Genomic DNA, 17,592 nt, shown 5'->3' with positions numbered 1-17,592 from the left:
TCACGCGCGCACCTGCTCGCCGCCGGGGATCGCGGCCAGCAGGTCGCGGGTGTACTGCTCGCGCGGCCGCAGCAGGACGTCGTCGGCCGGGCCGAGTTCGAGCAGCTTGCCCTGGCGCATCACCCCGACCTGGTCGGCGATTTCCCGCACCACGGCCAGGTCGTGGGTGATGAACAGGTACGTCAGGTCGAGTTCGTCCTGCAGTTCCACCAGCAGGTTGAGGATCTGCGCCTGCACCGAAACGTCCAAGGCGGACACTGGTTCGTCCAGTACGACGAGATCCGGACGCAGCGCCAGTGCCCGGGCGATCGCCGCGCGCTGGCGCTGGCCGCCGGACAGTTCGGCCGGTTTCCGGCGCAGCGCTGACGACGGCAGCGTGACCTGGTCTGCGAGTTCGGCGACCCGTTCGGCCCGGCCGCCGACGCGGAACGCGCGCAGCGGTTCGCCGATCACGTCGGCGATGGAAAAGCGCGGGTTCAGCGAGGTGTACGGGTTCTGATAGACGAGTTGGAACCGGCGGCGGAGCCTGCGCAGTTCGGCGGGGGACAGCCGGGTGACGTCCTGGCCGTCGAAGCTGACCGTGCCCGCCGTGGGGGTCTCCAGGCCGACCGCCATGCGTGCGGTGGTCGTCTTGCCGGAGCCGGATTCGCCGACCAGCGCCAGGGTTCGGCCGCGGGTGAGCTGGAACGATACGTCGGCGACGGCTTGCACCGAACCGGCCCGGGACGACGCGAAGGTCTTCGAGACCGAGTCGACCGACAGCAAGACCTCCGGACCTTCCGCGCGGCGCGGCCGGAGCGGTTCGCGGCTGAGACTTGGCGCGGCGGCGAGGAGCCGTTGCGTGTAGTCCTGCGCCGGGGCGGCGAGGAGTTCGCGGGCCGGTCCTTCCTCGACGAGCCGCCCTTCGGACATGACGGCGATCCGCGCGGCCCGGTCGGCGGCCACGCCGAGGTCGTGCGTGATCAGCAGGATCGCGGTGCCGTCGTCGGCGGCCAGTCCCGCCAGATGGTCGAGGATTTCCTTCTGTACGGTCACATCGAGCGCGCTGGTCGGCTCGTCGGCGATGATCAGCCGCGGGTTGCCCGCGAGTGCGATGGCGATCAGCACACGTTGCCGGAGGCCGCCGGACAGCTCGTGCGGATACTGCCGCGCGCGCAGTTCCGCCCGGTCGACGCCAGCCCTTCGCAGCAGTTCCACCGCGCGAGCGGCGGCCTCGCTGCGGGCGGCCAAGCGGTGGATCAGCAGCACCTCGGCCACCTGCTCGCCGATCCGCCGGACCGGGTTGAGCGACACTGTCGGATCCTGCGGCACGAGGGCGATCCCGGTGCCGCGCACCTTTCGCCAGTCCTTTTCGGACAGTGCGGTCAGATCGCGTCCTTCGAAGGCGATCCGACCGCGACGGACCAGCCCTCCGCGCGGCAGCAGCCCGATCGCGGCGTGTGCGGTGGTGCTTTTCCCGGAGCCGGATTCGCCGACCACCGCGACGATCTCGCCCGCCCCGACCCGCAGGCTCACGTCCCGCACGGCGGGCACCACGCCGCCCGAGGTGCGGTATGAGACCGCCAGTTCGCTGATCTCCAGCACTTGTCAGCTCCGTTCGCCGTCGAGAGCCCGGGACACGCGGTTCGCGGCCAGCACGACGGCCGCGACAGTCAAGCCCGGGAACGTGGTCATCCACCAAGCGGTGGCCAGGAAATTGCGCCCGCCGGCGACGAGGGCACCCCACTCCGGCGTCGGCGGGCTCGCGCCGAAGCCGAGGAAACTGAGCGCGGACACTTCGAGCACCGCGATCCCGACCGTCACCGTGGCCAGCACCAGCACCGGTCCGAGCGCGTTGGGCAGCACATGCCGCCCGAGCACTCCCGCCCAGCGCACGCCGGACGCCCGGGCCGCCTCCACGAACACGCCGGAGCGCACCCGCAGCACCTCCGCGCGCATCAGCCGGGCGAACGACGCGAGGTGCGCGACTCCGACGGCGATCGCGACGTTCGTGGTGCCGAATCCGAGCGCGGTCACCAGCGCGAGCGACAGCAGGATCGGCGGGACTGCCTGGAGGACGTCGACAATCCGCATCACCACCGAGTCGAGCCAGCCGCCGCGGAACCCTGCGAGGAGTCCCAGCGCGGACCCGGCGACGAAGGCGACGAGTACCGCGAGGACTGTTGCGCGCAGGGAGAGTCCGGCTCCGTGCACGACGCGGGCGTAGACGTCGCGGCCGGTCTCGTCGGTGCCGAAGAGGTGCGCGAGCGAGGGGCCTTGGAGTCGTTCGGACGGGACGCCGGCGATGGGGTCTTGGCTGGTGAACAGGGTGGGTGCGAAGGCGGCGATCAGCACGGCGGCGAGCACGAGCCCGGAGAGAAGGAGGCCGGGTCGGCGGATGAGGAACCGTTGGGGCAGCACGGTTTCAGACATGCGCGGGCACCTCCTTGCGCACGGACACCCGCGGATCGAGCAGCGGGTACACGAGGTCGACGACCAGGTTGAGCACCACGAAGAAGAACGCGGCGAGCACGATCACCGCCTGCACCACCGGCACGTCCTGCGCGGTCACGGCCGACGCGGTGACCCGGCCGAGACCGTCGCGCGAGAAGACGGTTTCGGTCACCACCGACCCGGCCAGCAGGTTGCCCGCGACCACGCCTACCAGGGTGAGCGCGGGCAGTCCGGCGTTGCGCAGCGCGTGTCCGAAGTGGACTCGGCGACGGCTCGCGCCCTTCGCCCGCACCACCTCGATGTACGGCTCGGCGAGCTGCGTTTGCAAGCTCTTCGCCAGCACCTGTCCGATGATCGCGCCGGTCGGCAGGGCGAGGGTGATCGCCGGGAGGACCAGCGACGCGAAACCGGTCGAGCCGAGTGCCGGGAACAGTCGCAGCTGGAACGAGAACAGCTGGATCAGCAGCAGCCCGACCCAGAACGTCGGCAGTGAGGTGCCCAGCGGCGGCAGGGAAAGCAGCAGCTGGCTCACCCAGCGGGTGCGGGTGAAGGTGCCCAGCACGGCGATCCCGCCGCCGAAGACGATCGCGAGCACCAAGGCGAGTCCGGAGACGGCGAGCGTCGGCGGCAGCGCGGTGAGGACCTGGTGCGTCGCGTCGTCGCCGGTGGCCACCGAGGTGCCGAAGTCGCCGTGCAGCGCGGCGAGGAGGTGCTTGCCGTATTGCACGATGACCGGGTCGTTCAGCCCGTACTCGGCGCGCAGGGCGGCGATCTGCTCCGGCGACGCGCTGGGACCGCCCTCGGCCGAGCCGAGTTTGGTCAGCACTGCGTCGCCGGGCAGCAGGTACAGGATGATGAACGACAGCGTGAACGCCGCCCACAGCACCACTACGGCCTGCAGGATCCGGCGAAGCAGCGGAAACCCTTTCACGAGCCCGAAACCCAGGCGTCGAACAGCTGCAGCCGCGAGGAAGCCTCGAAGCCGACATCATGCGCGTTCGGGCCGACGCCGAGCACCTGCGTCAGCTCGAACACCGGGATCGAGTACGCCTGCTCCACAATGGTCCGCTGCGCTTTTTCGGCCGCTGGCTTGCGCTTCGCGGCATCGACGGTGGCCGACTGTTCGGTCAGCGACGCGTCGAGCGGGTTGTCCGCGGGCAGCTTGCTCCGGTTGTTCGTCTTCGTGGAGAACTGCTGCCGGAGAATGTCCGGGTCGGCGCGGGTGACGTTGTACCAGAGGAAGTCGTAGTCGCCGGCCTGCTGCAACCGAGTGACCTCGGCGTTGGTGTGCAGCTCGATCTTCAGGTCGAACCCGATCTTGCGCAGCTGCTGCTGGAGCAGCTCCAGCACGCTCTGGTTCTGGTTGAACACCGCGGAGAACAGCACGGACGCGGACAGCCGCTGCCCGTTCTTCGTCCGGATGCCGTCCGGGCCGGGAACCCAGCCGTCGGACTGCAGCAGCGCCTGCGCGCCGGACGGATCGTAGGCGAGTTCCTTGGACAGATCGGTGTACAGCGGTGTCGCGGAGCCGAGGATGCTCGTGGCGGGCTTGTAGTTCGGGGTGAGCACGGTGCTGGTGACCTCGGGCCGATTCACGCCCTTCGACACCGCCTGGCGCACCTTCTCGTCCGTGAGCACGCCGCGGGTCACGTTCGCGTGCAGGTTGAACACGATGCCGGGGTTCGGGCGGACCGGTTCGGTGAAGCCGTTGCCGGAGAACTGCGGTTCGTCCACCGGCTGCACGTCGGTGATCGCGTCCAGCTGGCCGGACGTCAGGCTGCCAGATCGCACACCCGGCTCCGGCACGACGCGGAAGTCGATCTTGTCCACGTACGCCTCGCCCTGGTGCCGCCACAACGGCGAACCCCAGTGGTAGCCGGTGCGCTTGCTGAGCACGATGTTCTGGTTCGGCTTCAGGCTGGTGAACACGAACGGGCCCGAGCCGATCAGGCCGGTGCCCTGGCAGCGCTGTTCGGCGGTGTGCTTGAACGCGGCCGGCGCGAGCACGCCGAGCGACATCGTGGAGCTGGCCTGCAGGAACTGCGCGCTGGGCTGGCTGAAATCGAGCCGGACGGTCGCCGGGTCGACCACGGTCGCGCCGCGGTAGGCGGCCAGGTAGCTGGACCCGAGCAGGGCCTTCGCGCCGAGCGCCTTGATGCCGTCGAAGCTGGTCTTCACCGCGGCGGCGTCCACGGGAGAACCGTCGGAGAAGGTCGCGCCGGAGCGGAGGTGGAAGGTGAAGCTCGTCGAATCGGGGCTGACCGTCCAGCGGTCGGCGAGCCACGGCGTGATCGCGCCGGTCTTCGGGTCCTGGTCGGTCAGCGAATCGACCAGCTGACGGCCGACGTTCACCGAGGCGTTCGTGCTGACCTGCTGCGGGTCGATGCAGTCCGGATTGGACGAGATGCCGAGGCGCAGCGTGCCGCCCGGGCGCGGGGGACCGGCGTCCTGCGGGCTCGCGCCGCCCGCCGTGCCGCAGGCGGCGAGCAGCAGCGGAAGGGCCAGCGCGAAGGCGGAACGGGACCGCGCGCGAGCGGCACGGCCGAGTCGGGGCGGGGTGTGGCGGGGCACGGAGTTCCTCCAGCGGGGACGGATCGGATGCGTTCAGCTCAACCGTTCGGAGCGGTTCGCTGAAGCCCGTCCCAGCAGGTGAGCGGCTGTCCCGCGATCCGGCCGGGAGCGTGGATTCCGGTTGACGCGCAAGGGAAAGCGTGGCCCGCGCCCGCGTGATAACCGGCGCGGTTTTGTTCGGCGAGGAAGTCCGGAGAGCGGGAGCACGCGGCGGTGTGCTGCGGAAAACCGGTTGCGCCGCGGGGGACACTGGCGGACATGGCGGGGTGGGGTGGGAGCGGATCGGCTTGGGTCCGCCTGCAAGCGGTGGCTGTGTCCGGTTCGACCTGTGAAGGGCTTTTGCTTGCCGCGCTGCCCTTGTTGGCCGTCTCGATCACCACTGACCCGCGTGCGGTGTCCTTGGTGAACGTCGCCGGGCAAGCGCCGTGGCTGCTGCTTTCGCTGTTCGCCGGAGTGGTGATCGACCGGGTCCGGCGGACGACCGTGCTGGCTTTCGCGTACGCGGTGCAGATCGTCGCCGCGCTTTCTTTGGCGCTGCTGGGTTCCACCGGTTCACTGAGCCTTCCCGCGTTGCTGGTGGTGGCCTTCGTGCTCACCACGGCGCAGGTCTTCGGCGACGGCGCTGCCGGCTCGGTGGTGCCCGAGGTCGTCGCGCCGGATCAGCTCAACATGGCCAATTCCCGGCTGCAGGTGATCGACCGCGGCATGGTCCAGTTCGTGGTCCCGCCCGCGACGGGGTTGCTGATCGGGATCAGCGCGGGACTGCCCGCGTGGCTGGCCGCCGCGGCCGCGCTCGCCGCGTTGCTGCTCGCGCGCGGGATTCCGTCCGCGAAGCCGGTATACACGCCCGCGCATCCGCTGAAGGACGTCACGGCGGGGCTGCGCTACCTGGTCGGGACGCCGTTGCTGCGGTCGATCACCATCACGGTCGCGTTGGGCTCGTTCGCGGCGGCCGCGGGGAACTCGATGCTCGTCCTCTACGCCACGAAGGAACTGCACCTCGCGCCGTTCGGGTACGGCGTGCTGCTGGCCTGCCTGGCCGTCGGGTGGGTGGCGTCGTCGTTCTTCGTGGACCGGTTCGTGCGGCGGTTCGGCTACTCGACGTCGATGCGGATCGCGCAGGTGTGCGCGGTGCTGAGCCAGTTGCTGATCGCGATCGTGCCGCCGTGGCCGGTGCTGGTCGGCGCGGTGCTGATCTTCCTGACCGGGACGACGTTGATCTGGAACGTGTGCTCGCAGTCGAGCCGCCAGCGGTTCACGCCGTCAGCGCTGCTGGGGCGGGTGCTGACCAGTCACCGCGCGCTGGCTTGGGGTCTTACGCCGCTGGGCGCCCTCGCCGGTGGGTTCGTGGCGGTGCACTGGAGTCTGCGCGGGGTATGGGTGATGGCGGCGGCGGTGCAGTTGCTGGGGACGACGTTTGTGTGGCGTCAGTTGTCCCCGGCGGCGTTCCGCGACGCCGAGGCCGCGATGGCGCGCTGAGACTCCTCAGGCGCGCTTCGGCAGCTTCCAGCCGGGACGCGGGAAGTGGCAGGTGTACCCGTTGGGGTAGTGCTGCAGGTAGTCCTGGTGCTCGGGCTCCGCTTCCCAGAAATCGCCGGCCGGGGTGACTTCGGTGACGACTTTGCCGGGCCAGAGGCCGGAGGCGTCGACGTCGGCGATGGTGTCTTCGGCGATTTGTTTTTGCTCGTCGGTGGTGTAGAAGATGGCGGAGCGGTAGCTGGCGCCGATGTCGTTGCCTTGGCGGTTTTTGGTGCTGGGGTCGTGGACTTGGAAGAAGAACTCCAGGAGCGCGCGGAAGTCGGTTTGGGCGGGGTCGTAGGTGACTTCGATGGTTTCGGCGTGGGTGCCGTGGTTGCGGTAGGTGGCGTTGGGGACGTCGCCGCCGCTGTAGCCGACGCGGGTGGCGGTCACGCCGGGCTGGTGGCGGAACAGCTCCTCCATGCCCCAGAAACACCCGCCGGCCAGGATTGCCTTTTCCGCTGCCATGTCGCCTCCTCCGTGCTCGAACCCGCCTTGACCGCCATGCTAGTCGGCGCGCAACAGCCCGAGGACCAGGGCGAGCGGCGGCCACGCGTCCCGCCCGCGCCGGGTGCACGCGTAAGCCCGCAGCCGCACGTCGGGGCCGGTCAGCGGCAGGACGGTGACGTCGGGCCGGGTCGGCCACGATTCGGGCAGCAGGCCGACGCCGCCGCCCGCGGCGATCAAGTCCTGCACCAGGTCGAGGTTGTCCGCGCGGTGGGTGAAGCGCGGCGAGAACCCGGCCATGGAGGCCAGCGTCCCGACGACCGTCTCGTCCGCGCCGTTGCGGGAGTTGCCGATCCAGTCGTGCTCGCGGAACGCCGAGACCACCGCCAAGGCACCGGTGCCCTCCACCCGGTTCGCCTCCGGGCGCGGCACGGCGAGTCCCCACGGGGCCGTCCACAGCGGACGGACGGCGAGCGACGGATCGTGGGTCGCGGGCGCCAGGTCGTAGTCGTAGGTGAGGGCGAGGTCGATGTCGTCGGTCCGGAGCTGTGCCAGCGCTTCCGCGGGCTCGTGCTCGCTGATCACCACGCGGACCTGCGGATGCCGCTGCGCGAGAAGATCCGCGACCGGGAGCACGGCGTGCCGCACCCCGGTCCCGAACCCGGCGACGCGCACGGTTCCGGCCGGTTCGGCTTCGGGATCGAGATCGACGCGGGCGGCCTCGACGGCGGCCAGGATCGTCACGGCGTGCTCGGCGAGCCGACGCCCGGCGGGCGTGAGGCGTACGCGGCGGCCATCCGGTTCGAGCAGCGCGACGCCGGTTTCCTTGGCCAGCACCGAGATTTGCTGCGAGACGGTCGACGTTGTGGTTTCGAGCACGTCGGCGACCGCGCGCATCGAGCCGAGCCGCGACAGTTCGAGAAGGAACTGCAGCCTGCGAGTCTCCATCCGCCGATTGTCCAGGATATCCGGACGGTACGTCCAGGATTGACACGTGGACACGAACGGTCCCGATGAGTTCTCCTGGACCACGTGCTTCCCTCCACTCCCCGCGTCGGTGTCGCCCTGGCTGTCGGCGCCATGCTGTCGGTCCAGCTCGGACTGGCGGTTTCGGTCAACATCGCGAACCAGATCGGGCCGACCGGCGTCGCGTGGCTGCGGCTCGCCTGGGCCGGCGTGCTGCTCCTGGTGCTCGTGCGGCCGCGGCCGTCGGCGTTCCGCCGTCCGGCATTGCTGACCTGCGTGGTGCTCGGCTTCGCGACGGCCGGGATGACGATCCTGTTCATGGTCGCCGCGACCCGGTTGCCGCTGGGCACGGCGAGCGCGCTGGAATTCCTCGGCCCGCTGACCGTCGCGATCGTGCGCGGCCGCGGCGGAAACCGGGTGTGGCCGGTGCTGGCGGCGGCCGGAGTGGTGCTGCTGACCCAGCCGTGGCAGGGCGGGACCGACCTGATCGGCCTCGGCTGCGCGCTCGCGGCGGCGGTCTGCTGGGGCGCGTACATCGTGCTGACGCAACGAGTCGGCGACGAGGTGTCGGGTCTGCGCGGGCTGGCGGTGTCGATGCCGGTGGCCGGTCTGGTCGCCACCGTCGTGCACGCGCCGGCGGTGGTCGGCGACCTGACGTGGCCGCTGGTGCTCGCCGGGCTCGGGCTGGCGGTGCTCGTGCCGGTGGTGCCGTTCAGCCTGGAAATGCTGGCGCTGCGGCGGTTGACGGCGTCGGCGTTCGGGACGCTGATGAGCCTGGAACCCGCGATCGCGCTGGTGCTCGGGCTGATCGTGCTGCACCAGGTGCCGAATGTCGCGGCGGTGGCCGGGATCGCGTTCGTGGTGGCCGCGGGCATCGGCGCGGAACGGACTGGGGCGCGGGAACCGGTGAAGACCGCCGTCTAGGGCGGGTCTGGCGAAACCTGGGGAGCTTTCTGGCCAAAGGCGAAACCCTCGCGCCATCCGCTGGCCGGGCTTCCGCCGGTGTCGGCGCTCCGGCGGAGAATCGCTTGGTCGCAGAGGGGTTTTCGGGCCTATGCTTGGCCAATGCGGCTGGGTGGGGCTGTGCGGGGGAAGTCGCGGTCGCGGCGCGGTTGGTGGCTTGCCGCTGCGGTGCTGGGCGTGCTGGTGTTCGCGGTCTTCGCCGCCGGGACAGCCTGGTCGCTGCTGTACCCCGGCTACGTCCTGGAAGACGGTGAGTTGGCGGCCGACATCGCCATTGTCGTCGCGTCGTTGTCCTTGGCGGTGTTCTCCGTCTCCCGTGCCCGTCGGCTGGGCCGCCGGGTCGCGGCGCGGGCGGACGACGGGCGGTGGCTGCCGCCGCGCGACGAGCACGACGGGCAGGCGGCGATCGACCTGGACGCCGAGATCCGGCGGCTGCGGGGCACCGGGATCCGGGCGTGGGGGTTCGTGGGGTGCTGGGTCGTCGTTCTCGTCGGATGCGTCGTGGGAATGGGCCGCATCGAGTCGTCGGCGGAGACCCTGCTGGCCACCGGAGCCTGGACCGCGGGGGAGGTGCTGAGCGTCAACGACCCGAAGAGCGGGCACGGGGCGCCGTCGATGTGGGTGCGTTACGTGGCCGGGGGAGCGACCCGAACTGCCGAGATCGTGCGGAGCTCCCACTGGCGCTACCTGCCGGGCGACAATGTGACGGTGGTCTACGACCCGGCGGACCCCGACGACGTGCGGACCGTCGACGAGAAAAACGAGAACCAGGTCCTCGTCGGCGTCGATCTGGTGCCGATGCTTCTGGCTCTGCTCGGTTTGCCTTCCGCGGTGGCGGCGGCCGTGGGGTGGCGCCGTCGTCGCCGGGAAGTGCGCCGCACCGGTTGGCGCGCGGCAGCGGTGACGGTCGTGCCCGACCCCGCGCCCAGGAAGACGCGGGGACCGGACATCCTGGTGCGGTACCGCGACGGCTCCGGAATCTGCTTGAGCCAAACCTGGTCGACTCGCGGGTGTGCTGTCGTGAAGGACGCGCCGGCCTGGGTGGGCGGAACGGGACGGGACATGGTCGTGCTGTTCCCGCACGGCCGATGGAGGCGACGGCCGAACGCCATGCCCGCCGTCGCCCAAGGCGAGCGCGTTCGGCGCTTGTTCAACCTGGTGCGGTGATGCGACCTCGCCCGCCGGTGCGCACCGGCAGGCGTTCTACGCTGGCGGCATGCAGGTGGAAATCTGGAGCGATGTCGTGTGCCCGTGGTGCTACCTCGGGAAGGCGCGGTTCGAGAAGGCGCTGGCCGGGTTCGAGCACCGGGACGAGGTGACCGTGACGTACCGGTCGTTCGAACTGGACCCCGGGAAGACCGGCACCGAGCCGTTGCTGGACATGCTCACCGCGAAGTACGGGCCGCAGGCCGGCGAGATGGAGCAGCGGGTCGCCGGGCTCGCCGAAGCGGAAGGGCTCGGCTACCGGACTGACCGGGAAATCGGCAACACCTTCGACGCGCACCGCCTGCTGCACCTGGCCCGCGAGAAGGGGTTGGAGCACGAAATGGTGTCGGCGTTGTTCCGCGCGAATTTCGCTGAGGCTCGGGCAGTGTTCACTTCGGACGTCCTGGCGGAGGTGGCCGAGGAAGCCGGATTGCCGCGTGCGGAGGCGGAAGCGGTGCTGGCCGATCCGTCGCGGTATGCGGACGCCGTCCGGGCGGAGGAGCGCGAAGCTGCGGAGCTGGGCGCGGGCGGGGTGCCGTTTTTCGTGCTGGGACGGCGGTTCGGCGTTTCCGGCGGGCAGTCGGTGGAGGTGTTCGCGCAGGCGCTGGAGCAGGCTTGGGAGGCTTCCGCCGGACGCTGAGGCCGGGTCGTTCTTCGCCGCCGGGATCGGCCCGGCCGCCGGGAAGCAGCCGGGCGTCCCTCTCGGAGCGACTACTCGGACCAGGTGCTGAGGCGGTTGAGAAGCCGTTCCAGCACCTGCGGGTCCGCGGTGACCGGTTCGCCGGAGACGGGCTCGTCCACCAGCGTGCGGCGGTCGCCCCGGCGCGGCAGCCGGACCTGGCCCGCCGAAATCCCGCCGGGCAGCGCCAGTTCGCACCACGTGGTGCGGCCGCCGCGCTCGCCGGGGCGCACGCCGATCCGCTCGTCGCCCGGCGGGGACGGGGCGATCAGGTCGTCGTCGACCTCGATGACGAGCCGGTCGCCGCGCAGCTGCAGCCGGACGGTCACGAAAGCGGGCGCGGACGGGCTGCTCTGGTCGACGACGTCGCCGACCAGCCGGACGGCGGCGTTCGTGACCTGCTCCAGCATCGGCATCAGCGACCAGTCGGTCAGGATCAGGCGGACGAACAGCTCGGTGCACGGGACCGCGCTCGGCTGCGCCACCAGCCGGAGGTCGTCCACCTGGGTAGTGCGCGTGCTCAAGCGTCACCTTCCTCCTCGGCGAGCGGTCCGATCGGCCGGGACCGTGCGGGCATCATGCCACCGCCGCCGGAGCAGGCTGCGGCGGGAGGGCGGTGTACGGGAGAACCGCAGGTCACAGGTCCGGGCGCGGTTCCGGGCTCCGGCGGGGTCTCTTGTCCGGCCGTTGTCCACTGTGGAACTCCTATGCTGGCCGGATGTCGGCAGACTCGGCCCGGTGGGCGATCCAGGACCTGATCATGACCTACGCCGCGTGCATCGACGCCGGCGATCTGGCCGGGGTGGGCGAATTGTTCCGCGAGGGAACCCTGCACAGCGGCGGCGGCCGGACCGGGCGGGAGGCCGTGGAGAACTGGTTCCGCGACATCCTGATCCTCCACTCCGACGGCACACCGAGGACCCGGCACGTGACGACGAACGTCCGGATCAAGGCCGAGGAGGACACGGCTTCGGCGCACAGCTACTTCACCGTTTTCCAAGCGACGGCCGACTTTCCGCTGCAGCCCGTCGCCGCCGGGCACTACGACGACCGGTTCTTCCGGCGCGGGGACGAGTGGCTCTTCGCGGAGCGGACGCCGGCGCTGCGGATGACCGGGGATTTGACGCGGCATCTCCGGCTGGACGTCGTGCGGGCGGCCAGTTCCGGGCAGTGACCCATGCGCGGCTGAGATCAGCGGTGCGGACTTCCGGCCGGTGAAGGCGGCGGCGCGCGGCTGAGACCAACGGTGCGGACTTCGGAACCGGCAGGGCGGACTTCGGGCCGGTGAAGGCGGCGGCGCGCGGCTCCAGTTTGGATCTTGGCCGTGGCAGGCCGCCAGACCGCTCACCGGCCGCGGACCGCCCCAATGCGGTTTTCAGTGGCGCGCGGGGGTTCTCGCCCTGGCGACCGGCCCGGCGCGCGCGGGAATCAGGGGGTCGCGGGGCCGTCCGGCGCTCCGCGTCGCCGCCGCAAGGCCGCACACCGCACTGCTGATAAAACCCCCATGCCGCAGCGGGTGCGGGGGCTGCACTCCATGCGGCATGGGGGTTTCCGGTCGGGAGGGCGGGTCAGTCCTGTTTGCTCAGCTTCCGCCGCAGACCGCGCCCGGCGGCGAGCGTCGGGAATGCCAGCAGAGCGCCCGCCCCGAGCGGGATTCCCTGTTGCCACGCGGGGGCGCCGAGCGCGGCGGGCGCGGCGGGCGCGGCTTGCGGATCGTGGTCGCTGACGCCGCCCCACCGCGACGGCGGCAGGACGATCACGCGGGCCTTGCCGATGACGTCGTCCACCGGGACGGTCCCGTTCACCCCGCCGCCGCCCTGGCAGCGGGAGTCGCACGAGTTCTCGCGGTTGTCGCCCATCACCCAGAGGCTGCCCTTCGGCACGGTGACCGGCGGGAACGTCTGCCGCACCGACGGCGGCTGGTCGAGCCAGTGGATGTAGGGCTCGTCGAGAGGTTTGCCGTCGACGAGGACGCGGCCCTTCGGGTCGCAGCACTGGACGGTCTGCCCGCCGACGGCGATGACGCGCTTCACGAAGTCCCGCTCGTCCGGCGGCGCGAAGCCGACGAGCGAACCGAGGCCGCGCAACGCCTTCGTGAAGACGTTGCCCGATTCCTGCGGGGCGATCTCGTTCGCGGTCCACGGCTGCGGGCCGCGGAAGACGATGACGTCGCCGGGCGCGGGATCGGTGAAATCGTAGGTGACGCGGTCGACCACGACCCGGTCGCCGAAGCAGCCGTCGCAGCCGTGCAGCGTCGTCTCCATCGACGCCGACGGGATCAGGAACACCTTCGCGACGAACTGCTGGATCAGGATCGTCAGCACCAGCGCGATCCCGATCAGGATCGGCAGCTCCTGCCAGAACGGACGCTTCCGCCGGCCCTTCTTGGGCGGCTCGTCCTCGCCGGGACGCTCGGATCCGGGCTCGCCGGGGGCAGGGACTTGAGGGATCGGGTCGGCCACGTCGCCAGGCTACCCAGATCCTCCCGCCGGACGGCGCACCGCGGGCGGCCACGATCGGGGGGTCGTGCCGGTGAGCGGGACGGCAACCGGAGGTTTCGCCCGCGGGGAAGGAAAACGGGCCGGAAACGGGGGAGCGATTCGGAATCCGGCAGGGGAGACGGCCCGGGCGCGGGATCCGGTGGAAGCCGCGGCGCCGGGAGCGAGGTGAAGAGGAGGTGAAGCGGCACAGGGGTTTGGTGTGCCGGACAGGGCGCGGGCGGGGTTCAGGGGACGGCATGTGGCGGGGGCCGGGCAATGGGAACGGCGAATCGGGAAGGGAGGGTGGGGCGGAGGCCGCCGTACTGCGCGCGAGTCCTGGTTCCGGCGAATCGGTGACACCGCGGTGACGGTGCTTCTGCTAAACCCGCTTGATGGCAGAACACGTCCGTCCGCGGCGCCGGGCCGCTCCCGAAGCGGTCGACGGGGTCGTCAGCCAGGCAGGAGAGCCGCTCGACCCGCGGATCCGGGCGTGGCTGGAGCCGCGGTTCGACCAGGATTTCAGCCAGGTCCGGGTGCACACCGACCGCGCTGCCGCCGAATCCGCCGACGCCCTCTCGTCGCAGGCCTACACGGTGGGCAACCACATCGTCTTCAACTCGGCCAGTACGCCCCGGAAACCTCGGCGGGCCGCCGTCTCCTCGCGCACGAGATGACCCACGTCGCGCAGCAATCCGGCTTGCCCGAGCCGGTGCGCCCGGCGCTCGGCGGCCCGCACGACCACGCCGAGCACGAAGCGGCCTCCGTCGCGGCGGGAACCATCCCCGGCGCCCGGCTGACGGCGGAGCGGGTTCCGGTGATCCGCCGTCAAGAGCGTTCCGTGCCGAAGCTGCGGATACCGACTCAGAAACAGTATGACGACCAACTAGCCGCGAAATTCGAAGGAATGCTCGCGCAGGGCGCGGCCGAAGCCCAGCAGGCGGTCGAAGAGCTGAACGGCTACAGCATGCGCGACATCGCCGCCGTCCTCAAACTGATGCGCGCACACGGGAAACTCGCCGAACTCCGGAAGTACGCCTCTGTCCGTCCGCTGATCGAGGTCGCGGGCAAAGCGACCGAAGACCCCGCGAGCGTCACCGACTACGACATGGCCAAGGTCGACAAACAGCGGTGGCTGGACTTCCGGCTCCATTTCCACACGGTGGAGAACAGTTTCCTGCCCGCGCTGGAATCCGCGTGCCGGGACGTCGGCTGCCGCCCGCTCGACCTGCTCTCCTGCATGATGGCCGAAGGAGGCGTCGGGCCGGGGAGCGTGAACCCGCAGTCGCACGCGGTCGGCCTGATCCAGTTCATGCCTTCCACGCTGGAAAAGCTCGGCTACCCGGGAACCTGGCGGGATTTCGCCGAGCTGTCGGCGACCGACCAGATGGACTACGTCCGGAAGTTCCTGTTGCCCGGCAAGGGGACGTTCACCAGCGCTGGCCGCATTTACCAGTTCATGTTCCTGCCGGCGACAATGGGTTCGGCGAAGGACCGCGGAGGCGTCATCGCCACTGCCGACGACGCGGACGAAAGGCTGAAGAAGGCTTACGCGAAAAACGCGGGCCTCGATACGAACAAGGACGGCACGATCACTATCGACGAGCTCGAGGCCCGCGCGCGGCAGCACCGGGCCGCCGCGCAGCACCTGCTCGGCGCCCTCCAGGCTCGCCCTCAACCGCGGCCAGGTGCTCAATGAACTCCGTGACCCGATGGCTCCACGTATACCGGCTGCGCACCAGTTCGTAAGCATTCTCCCGGATCGTCTCCGCCAGCGCCGGGCTGTTCTCGAGGCGGCGCAGCCCGTCAGCCAACGCCTCGGGAGAACGCGGCGCGGCGAGCAGCCCGGTGACCCCGTCGTCCACCAATGCGGCCAGCGGCCCGACCGCGGTGGCGATGACGGGCACCCGGTTCGCCCACGCTTCGAGCAGCACCGTCGGGAACGCGTCGTTCGGGCTGGTCGGGCAGAGGACGAGCGATCTGGCACTGCGGAGCGCCCGGAATTTCGCGTCGCCGCCGAGGTTTCCGGAGAAGGTGACCTTGTCCGCGATCCCGAGTTTCCGGGCGAGCGCTTCGTATCCGGGACGCGCGGCCCCGTCGCCGATCACCAGGAGACGGGCGGCCGGCGCGGAGAGACGTATCGCGTGCAGGAGCTGATCCAGGCCTTTCCACGCGTGCGTCGGGGCCAGCCGGGCCAGGAACGCGGCGGCGTAGGGGCGGCCCGCCACCGCGCAAGCGGCTAACGCTCCGGGATCGATCGCGTTCTCCAGCACCCCGACTTTGCCGCCGTAACGGGGACGGAAACTGTCGGCGACATAATCGGAAACCCCGAGGATCAGGTCGGCCCGCCGGAGCATGAACCCCTCGGCCCCGGCGTAGGCGCGTGCGACGGTGTTGAAGACGGGATGGCCGTCCTTGGCCAGGGCGGCGGCGTGATAGGTCACGACGACGGGGACGCGACCGGCGACCATCGTCGCGGCGTCGGCCAATCCGGGCACCGGAGTGTGCACATTCAGGTAATCGGCCTGTTCGCCGCGCAGGATGCGGCGGATCTGCGTCGGCCAGCGCGGGTCGAGCGGGGTGTTGGACAGCTTGGCGAGCGCGGGGAGCCGGTAGACCGGGAAGCCGTCGCCGGAGCGGGCGCGGGTGCTCGCGGTGACGACGACGGGCCGCCATCCGGGGACTTCCCGCAGCGCGACGGCGAGACTGTGGACGTAGGTTTGCACGCCGCCGACGTCCGGCGGGTAGTACGGCGTCACGAAAACAACGGTTCGTTCGCGGCTCACGGAGGCTCCTGTCCTCATTGGTCCGGTTGGCTGGGCGCGCGCGGATGTGATGGTGTGGGTCCGGGACACGGGGGAATTCGAGGAGGCGCAGGATGTCCGGGATCCGGATGCCGTGGGCGACGGCGCGGTGCCGCGCGTGCGGCCACGACCGCAGCGAGCATCAGCATTTGCGCGGCGGCACCGACTGCGGACGGTGCGGCTGCCGGCGGTTCAGGTGGCTGCGGCGGGGCTGACCCCCGCTCAGGCGGCATGCCGCAGCGGGCTCAGGTCGCGGGCCCGGCGCGCGTAAGGGGGAAGGACTTCGCGCAGGTGCCGCCGGTAGTCCTCGCGGTGGTCGATGAGGCTGTCGAGGAGCGTGGGCAGCGTGGTGTCCCGGATTTCCCCGATGCCGACGACCCATCGTTCGAGCCCGAGGTCGCGCATGATGCCCGCGGTTTTGTGCTCGTACTCGACCGCGAGGCACGGCACGTGCGCGGTGAGGGCGAAGATGACGGAGTGGAATCGGGTGCCGATCACGAGGTCGGCCTCGGCGTAGAGGGCGCGGGCGTCGCGGTGGTCGAAGGTGTCGTCACCGAGGACGCGCAGCCAGGGGTGGTCGAGGCCGGCGGCGAGGCGGGTGTTGACCCTGCGGTCGTCGTCTCCTTGGAAAGCGCAGGTCACCTGAGGGACCAGGACGACGTGGTACCCGCGGCCGAGCAGGTGGCGGATGCCTGCGGTCAAGGCGTGCTCGTACCGGTGCTGCCCGGCGCCGTCGAGCCACTGGCGGGCGGTGACCATCGCGATCCGGGCGTCGGCGGGGATGCCGAGAGCGGTGCGCCAGTCGCGGTCGGAGCGGGTTTCGAAGGCGAAGGCGCTGTCGACGCCGCGGGTGAGCAGGCGCGGCGGCAGCCCGATTTCGGTGAGCCGGTCGCGGCTGATGTCCTCGCGGACGAGGACGGCGTCGGCGCGGCCGAGAACGTGGCGGACCAGCACGCGCTGGACCCGCCGGGGAAACGGGCCGTAGGACTGCGGGCCGGTCACGACCCGGACGCCGAACCGCTCGGCCAGCCACAGCGGCAGCAGCAGGAACAGGATGTTCAGGTCGGACGCGAAGTTCGCGCGTCCGGTGAGGTAGCCGCCGCCGAGGGAGACGACGAGGTCTGCGGTCGCGAGGGCGTGCAGTTCGCGGCGCGGTTCGGCGGGCAGCAGCCGGGCGACGGCCAGCAGCGGGCGGCGGGGGAGCCGGGCGGCGGCGAGGGCGACGACGGGCAGCAGGCTCAGTTTGCGCAGGATCCGCCGGAGCCGGGGGATGTTCTCCTCGCCCGAGTACCGGCGGAACGAACCGAGGTTGGGCACGCCCTCGAACTCCGGCCAGCGCGCGGGATGCTCGAAACCGGCGATCGCGATCCGCGCGCCGGGCAGTGCGCGGCGGATCTGGTCGAGCAGGACGCTGAGCAAGGCGGCGTCGCCGCGGTTGCCGCGTTCGAACGCGTTGACGACGAGGACGCGGGTCATCGGCGGGCCTCCTGGCGCGGGTGCTCCGGCGGGACGGGGAGGATGCGGTGCA

17 protein-coding genes are annotated in these 17,592 nt (G+C 70.9%); 7 read left to right on the top strand and 10 right to left on the bottom strand.

Annotation, left to right across the window (positions count from 1 at the left end):
• The 4 genes from AB5I40_RS05505 to AB5I40_RS05490 are packed head-to-tail and all read right to left on the bottom strand — an operon-like array spanning position 1 to position 4,938.
• On the bottom strand, positions 1–1,584 hold the full coding sequence (locus AB5I40_RS05505; protein WP_370937316.1) for a dipeptide ABC transporter ATP-binding protein: 1,584 nt from the start codon (positions 1,582–1,584) through the stop codon (positions 1–3).
• A 3-nt stretch (positions 1,585–1,587) separates the two neighbouring features.
• Positions 1,588–2,412 (bottom strand): ABC transporter permease, encoded by an 825-nt coding sequence (locus AB5I40_RS05500; protein ID WP_370937315.1) that lies wholly within the window; start codon positions 2,410–2,412, stop codon positions 1,588–1,590.
• Complete coding sequence (locus tag AB5I40_RS05495; protein ID WP_370937314.1) at positions 2,405–3,364, bottom strand: ABC transporter permease; 960 nt, start codon at positions 3,362–3,364, stop codon at positions 2,405–2,407. The genes AB5I40_RS05500 and AB5I40_RS05495 overlap by 8 nt, the downstream gene beginning before the upstream one ends.
• Positions 3,361–4,938 (bottom strand): ABC transporter substrate-binding protein, encoded by a 1,578-nt coding sequence (locus AB5I40_RS05490; RefSeq protein WP_370940460.1) that lies wholly within the window; start codon positions 4,936–4,938, stop codon positions 3,361–3,363. Before AB5I40_RS05490 ends, AB5I40_RS05495 begins: the two co-directional genes overlap by 4 nt.
• A 324-nt stretch (positions 4,939–5,262) precedes the next feature.
• On the opposite strand from AB5I40_RS05490, the gene AB5I40_RS05485 reads away from it, so the two are divergent.
• Positions 5,263–6,483 carry an MFS transporter gene (locus AB5I40_RS05485; RefSeq protein ID WP_370937313.1) on the top strand — a complete coding sequence of 407 codons (1,221 nt, stop codon included), beginning with the start codon at positions 5,263–5,265 and terminating at the stop codon, positions 6,481–6,483.
• Between the two features lie 6 nt (positions 6,484–6,489).
• Here AB5I40_RS05485 and msrA read toward each other — a convergent pair whose 3' ends face one another.
• Entirely contained in the window at positions 6,490–6,990 is a 501-nt protein-coding gene (gene msrA, locus AB5I40_RS05480) for a peptide-methionine (S)-S-oxide reductase MsrA (RefSeq protein WP_370937312.1), read from the bottom strand.
• Between the two features lie 39 nt (positions 6,991–7,029).
• The gene (locus AB5I40_RS05475; protein WP_370937311.1) at positions 7,030–7,917 is read right to left on the bottom strand and encodes a LysR family transcriptional regulator; all 888 of its coding nucleotides are present in this window, start codon (positions 7,915–7,917) and stop codon (positions 7,030–7,032) included.
• A gap of 84 nt (positions 7,918–8,001) precedes the next feature.
• Between AB5I40_RS05475 and AB5I40_RS05470 the strand changes: the two genes are divergently transcribed.
• From AB5I40_RS05470 to AB5I40_RS05460, 3 genes are all read left to right on the top strand, one after another.
• A complete protein-coding gene (locus AB5I40_RS05470) occupies positions 8,002–8,859 on the top strand; it encodes a DMT family transporter (RefSeq protein WP_370937310.1) in 858 nt (285 codons plus the stop codon).
• A gap of 141 nt (positions 8,860–9,000) precedes the next feature.
• Positions 9,001–10,065, top strand: coding sequence for a DUF3592 domain-containing protein (locus AB5I40_RS05465; RefSeq protein WP_370937309.1), 1,065 nt, complete (start codon positions 9,001–9,003; stop codon positions 10,063–10,065).
• Between the two features lie 49 nt (positions 10,066–10,114).
• A complete protein-coding gene (locus AB5I40_RS05460) occupies positions 10,115–10,744 on the top strand; it encodes a DsbA family oxidoreductase (RefSeq protein WP_370937307.1) in 630 nt (209 codons plus the stop codon).
• Positions 10,745–10,815: 71 nt separating this feature from the next.
• Here AB5I40_RS05460 and AB5I40_RS05455 read toward each other — a convergent pair whose 3' ends face one another.
• Positions 10,816–11,307 (bottom strand): ATP-binding protein, encoded by a 492-nt coding sequence (locus AB5I40_RS05455; protein WP_370937306.1) that lies wholly within the window; start codon positions 11,305–11,307, stop codon positions 10,816–10,818.
• A 194-nt stretch (positions 11,308–11,501) separates the two neighbouring features.
• Between AB5I40_RS05455 and AB5I40_RS05450 the strand changes: the two genes are divergently transcribed.
• The gene (locus tag AB5I40_RS05450) at positions 11,502–11,957 is read left to right on the top strand and encodes a nuclear transport factor 2 family protein (protein ID WP_370937305.1); all 456 of its coding nucleotides are present in this window, start codon (positions 11,502–11,504) and stop codon (positions 11,955–11,957) included.
• Between the two features lie 394 nt (positions 11,958–12,351).
• Here the strand turns inward: AB5I40_RS05450 and lepB are convergent, their stop codons facing one another.
• Positions 12,352–13,245, bottom strand: coding sequence for a signal peptidase I (lepB, locus tag AB5I40_RS05445; RefSeq protein ID WP_370937304.1), 894 nt, complete (start codon positions 13,243–13,245; stop codon positions 12,352–12,354).
• Between the two features lie 410 nt (positions 13,246–13,655).
• On the opposite strand from lepB, the gene AB5I40_RS05440 reads away from it, so the two are divergent.
• Together AB5I40_RS05440 and AB5I40_RS05435 are read left to right on the top strand one after the other, a co-directional pair.
• On the top strand, positions 13,656–13,937 hold the full coding sequence (locus tag AB5I40_RS05440) for a DUF4157 domain-containing protein (RefSeq protein ID WP_370937302.1): 282 nt from the start codon (positions 13,656–13,658) through the stop codon (positions 13,935–13,937).
• Positions 13,823–14,959 (top strand): DUF4157 domain-containing protein, encoded by a 1,137-nt coding sequence (locus tag AB5I40_RS05435; protein WP_370940459.1) that lies wholly within the window; start codon positions 13,823–13,825, stop codon positions 14,957–14,959. Before AB5I40_RS05440 ends, AB5I40_RS05435 begins: the two co-directional genes overlap by 115 nt.
• On the opposite strand, the gene AB5I40_RS05430 is transcribed toward AB5I40_RS05435, so the two are convergent.
• On the bottom strand, positions 14,856–16,046 hold the full coding sequence (locus AB5I40_RS05430; RefSeq protein WP_370937301.1) for a glycosyltransferase family 4 protein: 1,191 nt from the start codon (positions 16,044–16,046) through the stop codon (positions 14,856–14,858). The two genes, AB5I40_RS05435 and AB5I40_RS05430, sit on opposite strands and share 104 nt — an antisense overlap.
• A 240-nt stretch (positions 16,047–16,286) precedes the next feature.
• Complete coding sequence (locus AB5I40_RS05425; protein WP_370937300.1) at positions 16,287–17,540, bottom strand: polysaccharide pyruvyl transferase family protein; 1,254 nt, start codon at positions 17,538–17,540, stop codon at positions 16,287–16,289.
• Positions 17,541–17,592 lie beyond the last annotated feature (52 nt).

Source organism: Amycolatopsis sp. cg13, assembly GCF_041346965.1.
Classification (GTDB): Bacteria; Actinomycetota; Actinomycetes; order Mycobacteriales; family Pseudonocardiaceae; genus Amycolatopsis.
Note: the sequence above shows the minus strand (reverse complement) of the source record. Positions and strands in the feature narration are given on the sequence as shown.